This window comes from Variovorax sp. V15, from assembly GCF_041154425.1.
Lineage (GTDB): Bacteria > Pseudomonadota > Gammaproteobacteria > Burkholderiales > Burkholderiaceae_C > Variovorax > Variovorax guangxiensis.
The window spans coordinates 4,475,078-4,489,999 of sequence record NZ_AP028659.1 but is presented as its reverse complement, the minus strand read 5'-3'; the positions used below and the strand labels follow the sequence as shown (position 1 = coordinate 4,489,999).

The following is a 14,922-nucleotide window of genomic DNA, read 5'->3' as shown; positions in this document are numbered from 1 at the left end:
CACCCTCTACGATCGCCCTCCATGACGGTTGCAAGAAGTTTCTCTTCCCCCGGCGGGGTTCGCCACGTGGTGGTGATCGGCGCGGGCGCGGTCGGCAGCGCCACCGCCATCGAGGCGCTGCGCGCGGGCCTGCGCGTGACGGTGCTGGAGCCCGGTGAGCCGGGCGGCCAGCACGCCACCAGCTACGGCAATGCCGGCTGGCTTTCGTCGCACTCGGTGGTGCCGCCCGCGCTGCCGGGCGCATGGCGCAAGGTGCCGGGCTGGCTGGCCGATCCGCTCGGCCCGCTGGCCCTGCGCTGGCGCTACCTGCCGCGCGCCTTGCCGTGGCTGCTGCGCTACCTGGCCTCGGGCTGGACCGAGGCGCGCGTGCAGCGCACGGCCGACGCGCTTCGCACGCTGCTGGCCGATGCGCCTGCGCTGCATGCGCGGCTGGCAGCCGAAGCCGGCGTGCCCCAGCTCATCGAGCAGCGCGGGCTGCTGCATGCCTACCGCTCGCGCGCCGAGTTCGACGGCGACGCGCTGGGCTGGCGCGTGCGCCGGCGCACCGGCGTGCAGTGGGAGGAATGGCCGCAGGACGAACTCCGCCGCCGCGAGCCCGACCTGGATGCGCGCTACACGCTCGGCATCTTCGTGCCCGAGGCCGGCCATTGTCGCGACCCGGGCCGCTACGTGGCTGCGCTGGCACGGCATGCGCTCGACGCGGGCGCCGAGCGCATTGCGGCTCGCGCGACTGGTTTCCGCATCGAGGGCGGCCGGCTGCGAGCCGTGCTCACCGATACCGGCGAGATCGCCTGCGACGCCGCCGCCATTTGCGCCGGTGCCCGCTCCGGCCCGCTGGCGGCAGCGGCCGGCTCGGCGGTGCCTCTGGAATCGGAGCGCGGCTACCACGTGGTCGTCGAAGACGCCAAGGCCGGCCCGCGCACGCCGACCATGGTGGCCGACGGCAAGCTCATCGCGCACTGGATGGACGGCGGCCTGCGCGCGGCCGGGCAGGTGGAGATCGCGGGCCTCGAAGCCGCGCCGGACTGGCGCCGTGCCGAGATCCTGCACGCGCATCTGCAATCGATGTTTCCCTCGCTTGCACGGCCCGCATCGGGAGCGATCACCGTGAAGCACTGGCTGGGGCATCGCCCGAGCCTGCCCGATGGCTTGCCCTGCATCGGGCCGGCTGCCGCGACGCCCGACATCGTGCTGGCCTTCGGCCATGGCCATGTCGGCCTGTGCGGCTCGGCGCGCACCGGGCGGCTGGCGGCGCAACTGCTCGCGGGTACCGATCCGGAGATTCCGCTGGCGCCCTTCGACCCGGCGCGTTTCTAGAGTTCGGCGCGCTCCAGCTCGGCCAGCAGTGTGCGCGTCGCGCGGCTGAGAAACGCCGAGCGGCGCACCACGCACGCCACGGGCACGCGCACGTCCAGATCGTCGATGCGGATCAGCGCGAGGCTGCCCCGCGCGACTTCTTCCGCGATGCCGCTTGCCTGCAGGAAGGCGAGGCCGAATCCCGCCTCCACCAGCCGCTTCTGCGCCGTGAGGCTGTCGACCGCACTCCAGTCGATGCGCTCCACGCCCCGCACGAGGAACTGCGAAAAGATCGCCTCCGCATGCGGCTCGGTGCGCCGGGGCGGCTGCGGAAAGGCCAGCCACCGCTCCTTCGAGAGCCGCACCAGCGACTTCAGACGCCTGCCCGCCAGCGGATGCGACGGCGCGCAGGCCACCACCAGCTGCTCGTTGTGGATGACCTTGCACAGCAGGTCCGGCGATGGATCTTCGTAGTAGCGCAGCCCCACTGCCACGTCGCTCGCGCGCACCTTCTCGCTGACCTCGGCGCTGGTGGCCGTCTGCAGGCGGATGTCGAGGCCGGGCAGCGAGGTCCGCAGCTTCGCGAGCACCGCCGCGAGGCCCGAGCTTGCCAGCGTGCCGACGGCGGCGATGTGCACCGTTCCCGCCGCGTCGGATTTCGCGGCCTGCACGGCGGCCATCGCGTCGCCCAGCGCTGCAGCGACCTTCTCCGCATGCGGCAGCAGCGCCTCGCCCGCCTGGCTCAGCCGCAGTCCCCGGCCCACGCGCTCGAAGAGCGGAGCGTCGAGCTCCTCTTCAAGCAGCGCCAGGCGGCGGCTGATGGCCGACTGCGTGCGCGAGAGGGCGGTCGCGGCGGCCGACACGCCGCCTTGCCGGTGGACCGTCAGGAATGTGGCGAGGGCTTCCGAGTCCATGTGGCGAATCCATGCAAAGAATCGATGGGTTGAAGAAATATTATGCGTTTGACGCGCGCCACAGCGGCCGCGACGATCGGGCCTTCATCGATCAAGCCGGAGCTGGAATGGGCCCGAAGACACGCCTGGCGCGCGGCCGCGCCTTTCTCGAGCTGCACCGCGCGAATCGCGGATTCGTCATGCCCAACGCCTGGGACCCGGGCAGCGCGGTGCTGCTCGCGGCGGAGGGCTTCGAGGCGATAGGCACCACCAGCGCGGGCATCGCGTTCTCGCTGGGCAGGCCCGACTACAACGTGAGGGACTCGCGGCTCGCGGTAGGGCGCGAGGAGATGCTGGAAGTGGTCGGGAAGATCGCCGCAGCGGTCTCCATCCCCGTCAATGCCGATCTGGAAGCGGGCTACGGCGACGCGCCCGAAGATGTGGCCGACACGGCTCGCATGGCGATGGATGCAGGTGCGGCCGGCGGCAATATCGAGGACACCGATGCCGCGCACGGACGCCTTTTCGACGAGCAACTGGCCGTGGCCCGCATCGCGGCCGCCCGGGCCGCCATCGATGCGGCCGGCGGCAGCTTCGTGCTGAATGCGCGCACCGACGCGTTCCAGTTTCCAGGCAACGGCGCGCTGCGCATCGCGATCCAGCGCGCCAACCGCTTCATCGAGGCTGGCGCGGACTGCGTGTTCGTGCCCGGCGTCACCGATCCGTCGCTGGTGTCGACGCTGGCGCGCGAGATCGCGGGCCCGCTCAACATCGTGATGGGGCTGAACGAGGCGGGCGCCAGCGCCTTCAGCCTGATCGAGGCCGGCGCCAGGCGCATCAGCGTGGGCGGTTCGATCGCGCGCTCGGCCATGGCGCTCGTGCGGCGCAGCGCGCAGGAGCTGCGCACGCTGGGAACGGTTTCCTACGCGAGCAGCCAGATCCCGCAGCGCGAGCTGAACGCGGTGTTCGAAGCCGCGCTGCGGGCCGGGCTCAGTTCGCCGGAGCTATCGACAGCACGGTGAGCGCGCCGTCGACCTTGTCGGCGGTGAACTGCACCTTGTCGCCGGGCTTCACCTTGCCGAGCAGCGCGGGGTCGCTCACGCGGAACACCATCGTCATGCCCGTCATCTCGAGGTTGGGAATGTCGCCGTGCTTCAGCGTGATCTTCTTCGCGTCGAGGTCGATCTTGCGCACCTCGCCCTCCACGGAGGGCAGGGCAGCCTGGGCGAAAGCCGCGGCGGCGAGCAGGGCGGCGGAGAGGGCGGTGAACAGTTTCTTCATGATGAGTTTGCTTTCCTTGTCTGAGTGGTTCGAGGATCGATTCAGCGATAGCTCTGGAAGACGCGCGTGCTGCCATCGGCCAGCACCAGCAGCACGTCGTAGGGATCACGCTGGTCGCCGTAGGCCGGGCCGTCCATGCCCGGCGAGCCGATCGGCATGCCGGGCACGGCAAGGCCGACGGCCTTGGGCTTTTCCTTCAGCAGCCGCTGCATTTCGCGCGCGGGCACATGGCCTTCGATGGCGTAGCCGCCGACGAGGCCCGTGTGGCAGGAGCCCAGCTTGGCCGGAATGCCCAGCCGGGTGCGCGCCGCCGTGTTGCCTTCGTCGTGCACGCGCGTGGCGAAGCCGTTCCTGTTGAGATGCTTCACCCAGTCCTGGCAGCAGCCGCAGTTCGGGTCCTTCCAGATCTCGACCATCGGCGCGGCGGCCAGCGCTTTGGTCGCGGCGAAAGGCATGGCGGTGGAAGCCAATGCCAGCAACACGCGTCTTCTCTTCATGGGGTCTCCTTCAGGATTTGTGGCCGCTCATGGCGGCAGGCAGCACGCGGACGCGGCCCGCCATGCCGAGCTCGTAGTGGTCCTTCACGAGGCAGGCGAAGTCGAAGTCGCCGGCGCGGTTGAAGGTCCAGACCATGCTGCCGGTCTTGCCGGCGGGCACGTGGACCATCCATGGATCGTCGTGCTCCATGTCCGGAAACTTCTTCATCATGGCCGCGTGGGCCTCGATCTCGGCGGTGGTGCCGAGCACCAGCTCGTGCAGCTCCTTGCCGCGGTTCTTCAAGCGCAGGCGGACGGTGTCGCCCTCGCGCACCTCGATGACCGAGGGCGTGAAGCTCATGTCGTCGGCCATCGCGATGTCGATGGTGCGCTTCACCGCGCTGCCGTTGCCGGCGATGCCCCAGGGCTTCTGCTCGGGCGCGAGTTCGGCGGCGCCCTTCGGCCTGGGTTTGTTGTGGGCCTCGTGCGCGAACGGGGCGCTGGCGAGTGCCGCGAGCGCAAGGCCCGCGACGATGGACTTGAGTTGTGTCTTTTTCATGAGGTGAGCTCCGTGAGAAAGGAGGACGAAAGAGCAGAGGTCAGTGGTTGTGCGCGTCGTGCCCCGAGGGCTTGCGCACGGTCGCGTCGGGCTTGGCGCCCGTCGGCGAGGCCGGGGCTTCCTTGCGGGTCGCCGGCGGCACGTTCGCGCCCTTCACCTCGCGCGCGACGGTGCCCGGCGGGTGCCTGAACCAGCCCGGGTCGCGGTAATCGCCGGGTTTCTGGTCGCGCCGCACCTTCAGCAGCGTGAACATGCCGCCCATCTCGGTCGAACCGAAGGGGCCGGTGCCGGTCATCATCGGCACGGTGTTGTCGGGAATGGGCATCTCCATCTCACCCATGTCCGCCATGCCCTTGTCGCCCATCACCATGTAGTCGGGCACGAGCTTTTTTATCTTTTCGGCCACGCCCTTGTGGTCGACGCCGATCATGGTGGGCACGTCGTGGCCCATCGGGCCCATGGTGTGGTGCGACTTGTGGCAGTGCATGGCCCAGTCGCCTTCCTCGTCGGCGATGAACTCCAGCTGCCGCATCTGGCCCACCGCCACGTCCACCGACACCTCGGGCCAGCGCGCGGTGCGCGGCACGGGGCCGCCGTCGGTGCCGGTCACCTCGAACTCGTGGCCGTGGATGTGAATCGGGTGGTTGGTCATCGTCAGGTTGCCCACGCGGATGCGCACGCGGTCGCCACGGCGCACGTTGAGCGTGTCGATGCCCGGGAACACGCGGCTGTTGAAGCTCCAGATGTTGAAGTCGGTCATGGTGTTGACCTTGGGCGTGGCGCTGCCGGGCTCCACGTCGAAGCTGCCGAGCAGGAAGCAGAAGTCGCGGTCGGCCTTCTCGATCAGCGGGTGGTCGGCCTTCGGGTGCGTGACCCAGAAGCCCATCATCCCCATTGCCATCTGCACCATCTCGTCGGCGTGCGGGTGGTACATGAAGGTGCCGGGCCGGCGCGCGGTGAACTCGTAGACGAAGGTCTTGCCCGGCGGAATGTGCGGCTGCGTGATGCCGCCCACGCCGTCCATGCCGTTGGGCAGGCGCTGGCCGTGCCAGTGCACGGTGGTGTGCTCGGGCAGCCTGTTGGTGACGAAGATGCGCACGCGGTCGCCCTCGACCACCTCGATGGTCGGGCCGGGCGACTGGCCGTTGTAGCCCCACATGTTGACCTTGAAGCCCGGCGCCATCTCGCGCACCACCGGCTCGGCGACGAGGTGGAATTCCTTGACCCCGGCGTTCATGCGCCAGGGCAGCGTCCAGCCGTTGAGCGTGACGACAGGGTTGTAGGGGCGGCCGTTGGGCGGCGAGAGCGGTGGCGCGGTGGCGGTGGAGCCCTGCGACACCGGCTCGGGCAGCGCGGCCATGGAAACGCGGCTCACGCTGGTGGCGGCGACGGCCGTGGCCGCGCCCGCGAAGAAGTTGCGGCGGTTCATGTCAGTGCCCTCCCGTTGCCGGCGCTTCGGCGGCCGAAGCGGTCTGCAGCGCGGACATTCCACCGGGCGAGCTGCCCGTGAGCACCAGCTGCAGGTCGGTGTCGGCGATCCAGAAATCGCGCTGCGCCTCGATGCCCGCGTTCACCGCGAGCATGCTGGCGCGCGTCTCGCCCAGCAGTTCCCACACGCTGGCGAGCATGCCGTTGTAGCGCAGCACCATTTCCTCGTTGACCTTCCTGCGCAGCGGCAGCACCTCGTCGCGGTAGCGGCGGGCGAGCGCGTACGCTGTGTTCCAGCCCTGCCATGCCTCGCGCGCCTCGCTCGCGGCGAGCACGCCCACGTCGCGCACGCGGGCCGCCGACTGCAGGTACTGCGCCTCGGCGCGGCCGTTGCGGGACTGGCCCCAGTCGAAGATGGGAATCGGCAGCTCCAGGTCGAAGCCGCGCTGGGTCTTCTTCGTGCGGTCGGCGTCGTTGTCGAAGGTGGTGTTGCGCACCACGCCGATCTCCAGCGCGTTGATGACGCTGGTGGCGTGCGTGAGGCCGAGCGAGCCGGCCACAGCGTTGTTCTGCGCCTGTGCAGAGCGCACGTCCAGGCGGTCGCGCAGCGCCCGCGCCTGCACGTCGCCGAGTTCCGGCGCGGCCTTCGGCAGCGGCGGCAGGCGGTCGGGCAGGGTGTAGCTCGCGGCGCGTTCGCCACCCAGGCCCATCAGGCGCGTGAGCTGCTCGCGCGAGGCGACGGCGGCCTGCTCGGCGCGCGCCAACTGCGCGGCGGCATCGGCCAGCAGAAGCTGCTCGCGCGTGCGCTGCAGCGCGCTCCAGTTGCCGACCTGGGCCATGCGGTGAGCGAGCTCGGCGCCGGCTTCGGCGGCTTCCTTCGCGTCGCGCAGATAGGTCACGCCCTGTTGTGCGGCCACTGCGCGAACCCAGGCGCGGCGCGTGTCGGCCGCGAGCATCAGCACGCTCTGTGCGGCCTGCAGCTTGGCGGCCTCGTGCCGCTGGCCGGCCCACCGGGCCTGCCATGGCAGCGTGACGAGGCCCAGCACGTTGAAGCTGAGCATCCGTTCGAACTCGCGCTCGCTGCCTTGCGCCAGGCGACTGAAGGAGAGCACCGGGTTCGGCAGGCTCGCGGCCTGCACGCGGTCGGCATCGCTGAGCTGCAGGGTCGCGAAGGCGTCCTGCACGCGCGGGCCGTTGATGAGCGCGATGCGCACCGCGGACTCGACGTCCAGCGGCTTGGCCAGCAGCGCATCGACGCTCTTCTGCGAAGCCTCGTCGGGCGTACGCTGGGCGGTCGTGCCCGCCATGAGCGGATTGGTACCGACAAGCGCCTGCACGTCGGCGCTGCCGCCGTCGGGCGAGAGGCTGGCGCAGCCGGCGAGCACCAGCGCGGCGGCCAGCGCTGCGCCGGTCCTGATGGTTCTGATGGATGGGAGCCGGGGCGGGCGCGCTTCGCTACGCCTGCGATGGCCACGGGTGCCGGCAGCCTGCCGGCGAATGAGGGAATTCACTTTCGATCTCCATGAGCAATACGACGGACGCCGCGAGCCGGAACAACGGGCTCACTGCGGACGGACTACGGGCAGGGAGATCAGGAAATGGGCGGCTTCAGGCCCTGGACGGGCTCCGCGCTGACGAAGCGGGCCGCGTGGGCCGCGGGCGACGCCTGGGGCGCGCCGTGAACGATGGCGACAACAGGCATGCCGCCGAGCGCCACCGTGTGGCAGACCTGGCAGGCGACGCAGGTGCCGCAGCCTTGGTGGTCGTTGTGGCTGGTGTTGCTGCTGCCGTGGGCAGACATGGCCATCGCCATGTCGCCGCCTGCATCGGCATCCATCGCCTCGTGGCAATGGGCTTCGGCCGCTGCTGAGGCCACGGTAGCGGCCTCCATGGCCGCCGGCAGCGAATGCCGCACCATCTCGACCGCCATGGCATCGCCCAGCCAGCCGCGGATGGGCAGCAGGACGATCATGATGGCGAGCAGCAGGGTGCGCATGGGGCGGGATGATAAACCGGCGGATCGGTACGCCGGTCAAGACACCAGTTGGCCGCGGGCCTTATCGACCCACACCTGCAGGTTGTCGAGCAGGTCCTTCTGGCTGAAGGAGCAGCTTTCCTCGCTGAAGAGCGCGCTCGACTCCAGCCGGTCGAGCAGGCCGAGCAGCACCTCGCCGTAGCGCGGGGGCAGGGTGCCCAGCAGTTCGGTACTGGCGCGGGCCTCGTCCGACAGCGTGGTGACGGAGCCGCCTTCGTTGTTGCGCAAGGCCGCGACGCGCGCGGCGATGGCGTCGAGCTGCTGCAGCGCGGCGCTCACGATGCGTTCTTTCCGGGAGGCGGCAGCGAGAGGCCGCGTTCGCGCATCAGGTCGCGCAGGATGTCGGGGTAGTCGGTGATGATGCCGTCGGCGCCCCAGTCCATCAGCCGCTGCATGTCGGCGCGCTGGTTCACCGTCCAGGGAAGCACCTTCAGGCCGAGCTTGTGGGCCTCGCGAATGACCTCGGGCGTGAGGTCGGCGAAGGCCGGCGACCAGATCACCGGCCCCGGCGCATTGGCCGACGCGGCCCTGACCATCTGCGGCACCGAGGCGAAGCTGGCCGCGTCGAGGCCGTCGGTCCAGCGCTTGTCCTTCAGCGTGCGGGCCGTGGTGAGATAGGCGCGCGGCAGCTGCGGCGCGAGCTTGCCCACCAGCGTGAGCGTGCGCCAGTCGAAGCTCTGGATGGTCACGCGGCCGGCCATGTTCGCCTTGTCGATCTCGGCGAGCAGCGCGCGCACCATCAGCTCGGGCGCGGCGGTTTCGTCGGGCTTCGACGGGTCGATCTTGGTCTCGATGTTGAAGCGCACCGTGGCGGCATCCGCGCCGCGAGCCTGCACTTGCGCGAAGAGCGAGGCCAGCGTGGGAATGCGCTCGCCGTCGCGCGGAGCCTGCAGCGCGAACAGCTTGCCGTAGTTGCTCGCCGGGTTGATGCGCCCCACGTCGTAGGTCTGCAGCTGTGCCAGCGTGAGCGTGCGGATGGGCGCGCCGCTCTTCGGCGCGAGCCATGCGCCGCTCGCATCGCGCGTGTGGTCGGGGTTGAGCGAGGTGTCGTGCGAGATCACGACCACGCCATCGGCCGTGAGCCCGATGTCCAGCTCCAGCGTGGTCACGCCCATGTCGACTGCGTTGGAGAACGCGGCCAGCGTGTTCTCGGGCGCCAGTCCGCGTCCGCCGCGATGGGCTTCGAGGTCGAAATGCTGCCTGGCCGTGGGCATGATGGCCGAGCAGCCGGCCAGGAGCAGCGCCGAGGCCAGGAGGGTGTATTTCATTTGAGCTGTACCTTGATGCCGTTGTCCTGCACGGTGATGTCGCCGATCTCGTAGGTCTTGCGCCCCACGGTGAGCTCGTCGGCCGTGAAGCTGCGCAGCACCTGCCCCTGCAGCAGCTCCTGCGCGACCACCGCGCCCACCTTCTGCAGCCGCTCCGCGTCGCGGCCCTCGATGCCCTGCAGCTCCAGGCGCTCGGCCTTGGGCTGGTCCAGCCGCAGCGCGCGCGCCGTGGCGTCGTACCGCAGGGCGCTGCTGACCGACACCACGCCCTGCACTGGCGAAGCCGCGAGCAGCGGGCTCGCGATGGTCAGCGTGGCGGTGATGGCGGCGCGATTGGCCTTCGAATCCAGGCCCAGCTGCGGATCGCGCAGGCCGACCATGAATATCTCGGCATAGCGCTCAGCCACCGGAAAGCGCTTGGCGATCTGCGTCTGCAGCTCGTCGCGGCTGGCGGTGTATTCGCTCGTGAAGAAGTTGAAACCGGCCAGCGCCGCGAAGGGCGCCTGCAGCGCCGTGGCGCCCAGCAGCGCGCGCAGCACCCGGCGGCGGGAGTTGGGGGGCGGGTTGCGGTGGTTCATAGGGCTCCGAGCTTGCCACAGGCGGGAAGTTTCCCGGTGTCGGGCGGCGCGCCGATGGCCTGTACCTGCATCTCGTAGCGGGCGAAGGCCCGCTCGCCCTTGTGGATTTCGCTGTGCAGCGAAAAACCGAAGCGCTCGTACAGCGAGCGCAGCGGCGTCCGGTCGGCCACGCAGTCGAGCCGCAGCCACGGTCGGCCCAGTTGCGCCGTGCGTTCGCGCGCGAACTCCAGCAGCCGCACCGAAACGCCATGCCCCGCCCAGGCCCGGCTCACCGCGAGCTTGTGCACGTAGAGCGCGCTGCCGCTTTCCATCTCGGGCCAGAAGCCCGGGTCCTCGAGGTCGATCCGCACCACGCCGGCCACGTCGGCGCCTGCGCGGGCGATGAAGTAGCCGCCGGCATCGGTGTCGCGCTGCACGCGCTCCAGGCCGACGTCGGCAGCCGACCACAGCGGCCGGCCCTCGGCGGCGATCCATTGGGCGGCTTCGTTCAGCACGGCGGCGACTGTGGCGGCCTCGTCGGGCCTGGCTTGTTCGATCTGCATCGGGGGCAGAGCATAGCGGTGCGAGACCTCAGCCATGCCGGACGACGTCGAAGCCTTCCTCCGGCGACGGCGCGGCGAAGTGGCTGCCGATCAGGTCGAACTGCGCGTCCGTCGTCTCGAAGGGATGCGTGCCGCTCGCGTTGCGCGCGCGCAGGCGGGCCTTGCAGACCTCGTCGGGCACGTCGAGAAAGTGCAGCGCGTGCGCCGTGCCGGCGGCCTCGAAGATGCCGCGCATCCACTGGCGGCCGGCCACCGTGTTGGCGGGAAAGTCGAGCACCACCGAAACGCCCGCGCCGAGCAGCGCCGCCACATGCTCCGCCATCGCCTTCTTCAGCCGGCCCGCGCGGCGCGCATAGTCGGGCAGTTCGTGGATCTCGCCGGGGTACAGCGCGGCCAGCCATGTGTCCTCGCTGATCAGCACCGTGGCGGGCGCCTCGGCGAGCTGCCGCGTGAGCGTGGACTTGCCGGCGCCGATCTTGCCGCAGACCATGTGGAGCACGGGGCGGGGGAGTGGTGTCATTTCGATCTCCTGGAAGGGTGGAAGAAAGATGCCCCAGGAAACGAAAAACCCGCCTCGTGGGGCGGGTTGCATGGCGTGTACCTGTTGTCGTTCGAAGTGCCGCGCGCTAACCCACCGTCTTCCGGATGGGTCGAATAATGGACGCGGTACGCAGGCAGGCCATGGGCCGAGGATAACCCGGCCGGTTTCGATTCAGTCGTGCAGCGAAGACAGGAACTGCTTCAGCTCCGCCGTCCGCGGATTGCCGAACAGCTCCGCCGGAGGCCCCATCTCGTGCACGCGGCCCTGGTGCATGAAGATCACGCGGTCGCTGACCTTGCGCGCGAAGCTCATCTCGTGCGTGACCATCAGCAGCGTCATGCCCTCGTCGGCCAGCGATTCCACCACGCGCAGCACCTCGCCCACCAGCTCGGGGTCGAGCGCGGACGTGATCTCGTCGCACAGCAGCACGGCCGGCTCCATCGCTAGCGCGCGGGCGATGGCCACGCGCTGCTGCTGGCCGCCGGAGAGCTGGTCGGGCATGGCATCGAATTTCTCGGCCAGGCCCACGCGAGCGAGCAGCTTGCGCGCCTGCGAGGCGGCTTCGAGGCTGGTGCGCTTCTTCACCAGCGTGGGCGCGAGCATCACGTTCTTGCCGACCGTGAGGTGCGGAAACAGGTTGAAGCCCTGGAAGATCATGCCCACGCGCTGGCGCAGCTCGCGCATGGCCATGGCGCTCTCGTGCAGCAATGGTTTGCCGTCCACTGTGAGCGAGCCTTCCTGGAACACCTCCAGCCCATTGATGCAACGAAGCAGCGTGCTCTTGCCCGAGCCGCTCTTGCCGATGATGGCGATCACCTCGCCGCGCTTCACTTCGAGGTCGATGCCCTTGAGCACCTCGTTGGTGCCGTACGACTTGCGCAGCGCCGTGATGCGCACGATGGGAGAGCCTGCCACGGTGGCGGGCTGTTGTTGGGGTTCAAGCACGGCGGCCATGGGATTTCCTCTCGAGGTTCTTGGCGTACAGGCTCACAGGAAAGCACAGCACGAAATAAAGCAGGGCCACGCAGCTGAACACCACGAAGGGCTTGAAGGTGGCGTTCGAAATCATGCTGCCGGCCTTGGTGAGTTCGACGAAGCCGATCACCGACGCCAGCGCGGTGCCCTTGATGACCTGTACCAGGAAGCCCACCGTGGGCGCGATGGCGATCTTCACCGCCTGCGGCAGGATCACGTGGCGCAGCTGCTCGCCGAAGCTCAGCGCGAGGCTGCCCGAGGCCTCCCACTGGCCCTTCGGTATCGAGGCCACGCAGCCACGCCAGATCTCGGTGAGAAAGGCGCTGGTGTAGAGCGTGAGCGCCACGCTGGCGGCGGTCCACGCCGAGACGTCCACGCCGAAGAGCGCGATGCCGAAGTAGGCCAGGAAGAGCTGCATCAGCAGCGGCGTGCCCTGGAAGAGCTGCACGTAAAGGCCCACGGCCCGGCCGATCGCCTTGCCGCCGCGCAGCCGCAAAAAGAGCAGCAGCGCACCCACGATGCCGCCGCCGATGAAGGCGATGAGCGAGAGCACGACAGTCCAGCGCAGTGCCAGCAGCAGGTTGCGCAGGATGTCCCAAAGTGAAAAGTCAGCCATGGTGGTGAAAGTGCCCGTGTTCGCTCAGCGTCCGAAGAAGAACTTCGGCCCCGCCCAGTCGAGCAGCCGCCGCAGCGCCACCGACAGCGCCAGGTAGATCAGCGTGGCGACGATGAAGGCCTCGAAGGCCCGGAAGTTGCGGCTCTGGATGAGGTTGGCCGCGTAGCTCAGCTCCTCGGTGGAGATCTGCCCGCACACGGCAGAGCCCAGCATCACGATGACGATCTGGCTCACCATCGCGGGCCACACCTTCTTGAGCGCCGGCGGCAGCACCACGCGCAGGAACACCTGCGACTTGCTGAGCGCCAGGCTCACGGCCGCCTCGATCTGCCCCTTGGGCGTGGCCTCGATGCCGGCGCGGATGATCTCGGTGGAGTAGGCACCCAGGTTCAGCACCATCGCGATCACAGAGGCCACCTCCGGCGTGAGCTTGACGCCCGCGGCCGGCAGCCCGAAGAAGATGAAGAACAGCTGCACGATGAAGGGCGTGTTGCGGATCAGCTCCACGTACGTGCCCACGATGGCGCGCAGCCACTTCGGGCCGTCGGCGCGCGCCCACGCGCAGAAGGTGCCCACGATCATGCCCAGCACGGTGCCGACGGCGGTCAGGCCGATGGTCCACGCCACGCCGCGCAGCAGCAGCGGCCACTCGGAGAGCACCGCACCAAAGTCGAACTCGATGTTCATAAGTCAGCCTTCTCTTCGTGGAACGCCGCGGAACCGGCTTTGCCGGGCCGCAGGCGTTGCCCCCGGCGAGGGGGTGTGCGCAGCGACACGAAGTGCGCGAAGCATGGGGGAGTGCTTGTTCAGACAGGGAGGTCGCCAGCGGCCTTGCCGAGCCACTTCTTGGACATGGCGTCCAGCGTGCCGTCCTTCTTGGCGGCCGCGATGATCTCGTTGACCTTGGTCTTCAGCGCGGTCTCGCCCTTGGCCACGCCGACGAAGCAGGGGCTGTCCTTCAGCAGCAGCTTGAACTCGGCGCTGACCTTCGGGTTCTTGGCGAGCATGTCGCCGGCCACGGCGGCGCTGGTCGCGATGGTCTGCGTCTGGCCGGCCACGAAGGCGGCGATGGTCGCGTTGTTGTCCTCGAAGCGGCGGTAGTCGACGTTCGGCGGCGCCACCTTGTTCAGCTCCTGGTCTTCCATCGCGCCGCGCGTCACGGCCACGGTCTTGCCGGCCATGTCGGCGAAGCTGGTGAGCTTCATGCTCTTGGCGGCGTACACGGCCTGGAAGAAGGGCGCGTAGGCCGACGAGAAGTCGATCACCTTCTCGCGCTCGGGGTTCTTGCCCAGCGTGGAGATCACCAGGTCGGCCTTCCTGGTCTGCAGGTACGGGATGCGGTTGGCGCTGGTCACGGGCACCAGCTCGACCTTCACGCCGAGCTTGGCGGCGATCAGCTCTGCCATCTCCACGTCGAGGCCTTGCGGCTTCATGTTCTTGTCGACCGAGCCGTAGGGCGGGTAGTCGGTGGGCACGGCGATCTTGATGGTCTTGGCCTTGAGCACGTTGTCGAGCGCGTTCTGGGCATAGGCGCCGCCGGCCGAGGCCAGCATGGCGGCGGAAGCGAGCGCGAGGGCGATGCGGCGCTTGGAAGCAGAGAAAGTCATAGCAGGGCTCCTAGGTAAGTCGAAGAATCGGAATCGGGTGGTGCGCCGGGCTTGCGGCCCTTGCCTTTGGGCGTGGCCGTGTTCTGCAACGGCGCCAGCGCGTCGCGCAGCTGCGCCAGCGGATCGGTGGGCGCCTGCACGCGCAGGGCCGACTGCACCGTGCCGATGTGCTCGGCCATCAGCGCCTCGGCGGCGGCGTGGTCGCCGCGCTCCAGCGCCGCGACGATTTGCACGTGGTCTTCGCAGGACTGCACCGCGTCGTGCGTGGACTGGTAGAGCATCGCGATCAGCGTGGTGCGCGCCGTGTAGTCGCGCAGCGTGTCGGCCAGCAGCGTGTTGCCCAGGCACTCGGCCAGGCAGACATGGAAATCGCCCAGCAGGAAGCTGCGGTTGCCGACGTCGCTCTCTTTCAGTGCGGCCTTTTCACGCTGCAGGTGCGCTTTCAGTTGGCGCAGGGCGGTCTTCTCGATCTTGCCGACGGTGCCCGCGCTGCGGATGAGGCCCAGCTCGATCACCCGCCGCGCCTCGAAGGCCTCGCGCGCTTCGTCCTGCGAAGGCTCGATGACGAACCAGCCGCGACGCGCGCTCACCGTGACGATGCCGCGCGCCGCCAGCCGCGTGAGCGCCTCGCGCACGATGGTGCGGCTGCAGTCGAACAGCATCGCCAGCTGCTGCTCGCCCAGGCGAGAACCCGGCGCGAGCTTCTGTGCCATCACCGCCTCGACGATGCGTGCACTGATTTCGGATGCGGAAATGGCCATAGGCCTGCATACCAGCAGCTTCTGTGCCAACTGGTATGCAAGATTTGCGCACCTGAATGGAGCATG

At 69.2% G+C, this 14,922-nt stretch carries 19 protein-coding genes; 2 read left to right on the top strand and 17 right to left on the bottom strand.

The features are described 5' to 3' along the window. The first annotated feature begins 21 nt into the window (after positions 1-21). Positions 22-1,317, top strand: a complete 1,296-nt coding sequence (locus tag ACAM57_RS21375; RefSeq protein ID WP_369658825.1) for an NAD(P)/FAD-dependent oxidoreductase — start codon at positions 22-24, stop codon at positions 1,315-1,317. On the opposite strand, the gene ACAM57_RS21370 is transcribed toward ACAM57_RS21375, so the two are convergent. Further along, positions 1,314-2,210, bottom strand: coding sequence for a LysR family transcriptional regulator (locus ACAM57_RS21370; protein WP_369658824.1), 897 nt, complete (start codon positions 2,208-2,210; stop codon positions 1,314-1,316). The two genes, ACAM57_RS21375 and ACAM57_RS21370, sit on opposite strands and share 4 nt — an antisense overlap. 107 nt (positions 2,211-2,317) lie before the next feature. On the opposite strand from ACAM57_RS21370, the gene ACAM57_RS21365 reads away from it, so the two are divergent. Continuing rightward, positions 2,318-3,211, top strand: a complete 894-nt coding sequence (locus ACAM57_RS21365; protein WP_369658823.1) for an isocitrate lyase/phosphoenolpyruvate mutase family protein — start codon at positions 2,318-2,320, stop codon at positions 3,209-3,211. On the opposite strand, the gene ACAM57_RS21360 is transcribed toward ACAM57_RS21365, so the two are convergent. The 16 genes from ACAM57_RS21360 to ACAM57_RS21285 form a co-directional block, all read right to left on the bottom strand. Further along, the gene (locus ACAM57_RS21360; protein ID WP_184636164.1) at positions 3,180-3,470 is read right to left on the bottom strand and encodes a copper-binding protein; all 291 of its coding nucleotides are present in this window, start codon (positions 3,468-3,470) and stop codon (positions 3,180-3,182) included. The genes ACAM57_RS21365 and ACAM57_RS21360 overlap by 32 nt on opposite strands. Before the next feature lie 41 nt (positions 3,471-3,511). After that, positions 3,512-3,967 carry a DUF411 domain-containing protein gene (locus tag ACAM57_RS21355; RefSeq protein ID WP_369658822.1) on the bottom strand — a complete coding sequence of 152 codons (456 nt, stop codon included), beginning with the start codon at positions 3,965-3,967 and terminating at the stop codon, positions 3,512-3,514. A gap of 10 nt (positions 3,968-3,977) precedes the next feature. Further along, positions 3,978-4,505 (bottom strand): plastocyanin/azurin family copper-binding protein, encoded by a 528-nt coding sequence (locus tag ACAM57_RS21350; protein ID WP_369658821.1) that lies wholly within the window; start codon positions 4,503-4,505, stop codon positions 3,978-3,980. Positions 4,506-4,545: 40 nt separating this feature from the next. Next, positions 4,546-5,934 carry a multicopper oxidase family protein gene (locus ACAM57_RS21345; protein WP_369658820.1) on the bottom strand — a complete coding sequence of 463 codons (1,389 nt, stop codon included), beginning with the start codon at positions 5,932-5,934 and terminating at the stop codon, positions 4,546-4,548. Between the two features lies 1 nt (position 5,935). After that, the gene (locus ACAM57_RS21340) at positions 5,936-7,444 is read right to left on the bottom strand and encodes a TolC family protein (protein ID WP_184636172.1); all 1,509 of its coding nucleotides are present in this window, start codon (positions 7,442-7,444) and stop codon (positions 5,936-5,938) included. An 80-nt stretch (positions 7,445-7,524) separates the two neighbouring features. Then, a complete protein-coding gene (locus ACAM57_RS21335; protein ID WP_369658819.1) occupies positions 7,525-7,929 on the bottom strand; it encodes a DUF2946 family protein in 405 nt (134 codons plus the stop codon). A 36-nt stretch (positions 7,930-7,965) separates the two neighbouring features. Continuing rightward, on the bottom strand, positions 7,966-8,196 hold the full coding sequence (locus ACAM57_RS21330) for a hypothetical protein (RefSeq protein WP_369662460.1): 231 nt from the start codon (positions 8,194-8,196) through the stop codon (positions 7,966-7,968). 47 nt (positions 8,197-8,243) lie between these two features. After that, positions 8,244-9,236 (bottom strand): glycerophosphodiester phosphodiesterase, encoded by a 993-nt coding sequence (locus ACAM57_RS21325; protein WP_369658818.1) that lies wholly within the window; start codon positions 9,234-9,236, stop codon positions 8,244-8,246. Continuing rightward, complete coding sequence (locus tag ACAM57_RS21320) at positions 9,233-9,814, bottom strand: DUF1439 domain-containing protein (protein ID WP_184636180.1); 582 nt, start codon at positions 9,812-9,814, stop codon at positions 9,233-9,235. The genes ACAM57_RS21325 and ACAM57_RS21320 overlap by 4 nt, the downstream gene beginning before the upstream one ends. Continuing rightward, positions 9,811-10,356, bottom strand: a complete 546-nt coding sequence (locus ACAM57_RS21315; protein WP_369658817.1) for a GNAT family N-acetyltransferase — start codon at positions 10,354-10,356, stop codon at positions 9,811-9,813. Before ACAM57_RS21315 ends, ACAM57_RS21320 begins: the two co-directional genes overlap by 4 nt. A gap of 28 nt (positions 10,357-10,384) precedes the next feature. Continuing rightward, positions 10,385-10,876, bottom strand: coding sequence for an AAA family ATPase (locus ACAM57_RS21310; RefSeq protein WP_369658816.1), 492 nt, complete (start codon positions 10,874-10,876; stop codon positions 10,385-10,387). A gap of 192 nt (positions 10,877-11,068) precedes the next feature. After that, positions 11,069-11,851 carry an amino acid ABC transporter ATP-binding protein gene (locus ACAM57_RS21305; RefSeq protein ID WP_126024150.1) on the bottom strand — a complete coding sequence of 261 codons (783 nt, stop codon included), beginning with the start codon at positions 11,849-11,851 and terminating at the stop codon, positions 11,069-11,071. Then, entirely contained in the window at positions 11,835-12,488 is a 654-nt protein-coding gene (locus tag ACAM57_RS21300; RefSeq protein ID WP_019654918.1) for an amino acid ABC transporter permease, read from the bottom strand. Before ACAM57_RS21300 ends, ACAM57_RS21305 begins: the two co-directional genes overlap by 17 nt. Before the next feature lie 24 nt (positions 12,489-12,512). Then, positions 12,513-13,175 (bottom strand): amino acid ABC transporter permease, encoded by a 663-nt coding sequence (locus tag ACAM57_RS21295; RefSeq protein ID WP_369658815.1) that lies wholly within the window; start codon positions 13,173-13,175, stop codon positions 12,513-12,515. 119 nt (positions 13,176-13,294) lie between these two features. After that, positions 13,295-14,095, bottom strand: coding sequence for a transporter substrate-binding domain-containing protein (locus ACAM57_RS21290; RefSeq protein WP_126024152.1), 801 nt, complete (start codon positions 14,093-14,095; stop codon positions 13,295-13,297). Beyond that, entirely contained in the window at positions 14,092-14,856 is a 765-nt protein-coding gene (locus ACAM57_RS21285; protein ID WP_369658814.1) for a GntR family transcriptional regulator, read from the bottom strand. The genes ACAM57_RS21290 and ACAM57_RS21285 overlap by 4 nt, the downstream gene beginning before the upstream one ends. Positions 14,857-14,922 lie beyond the last annotated feature (66 nt).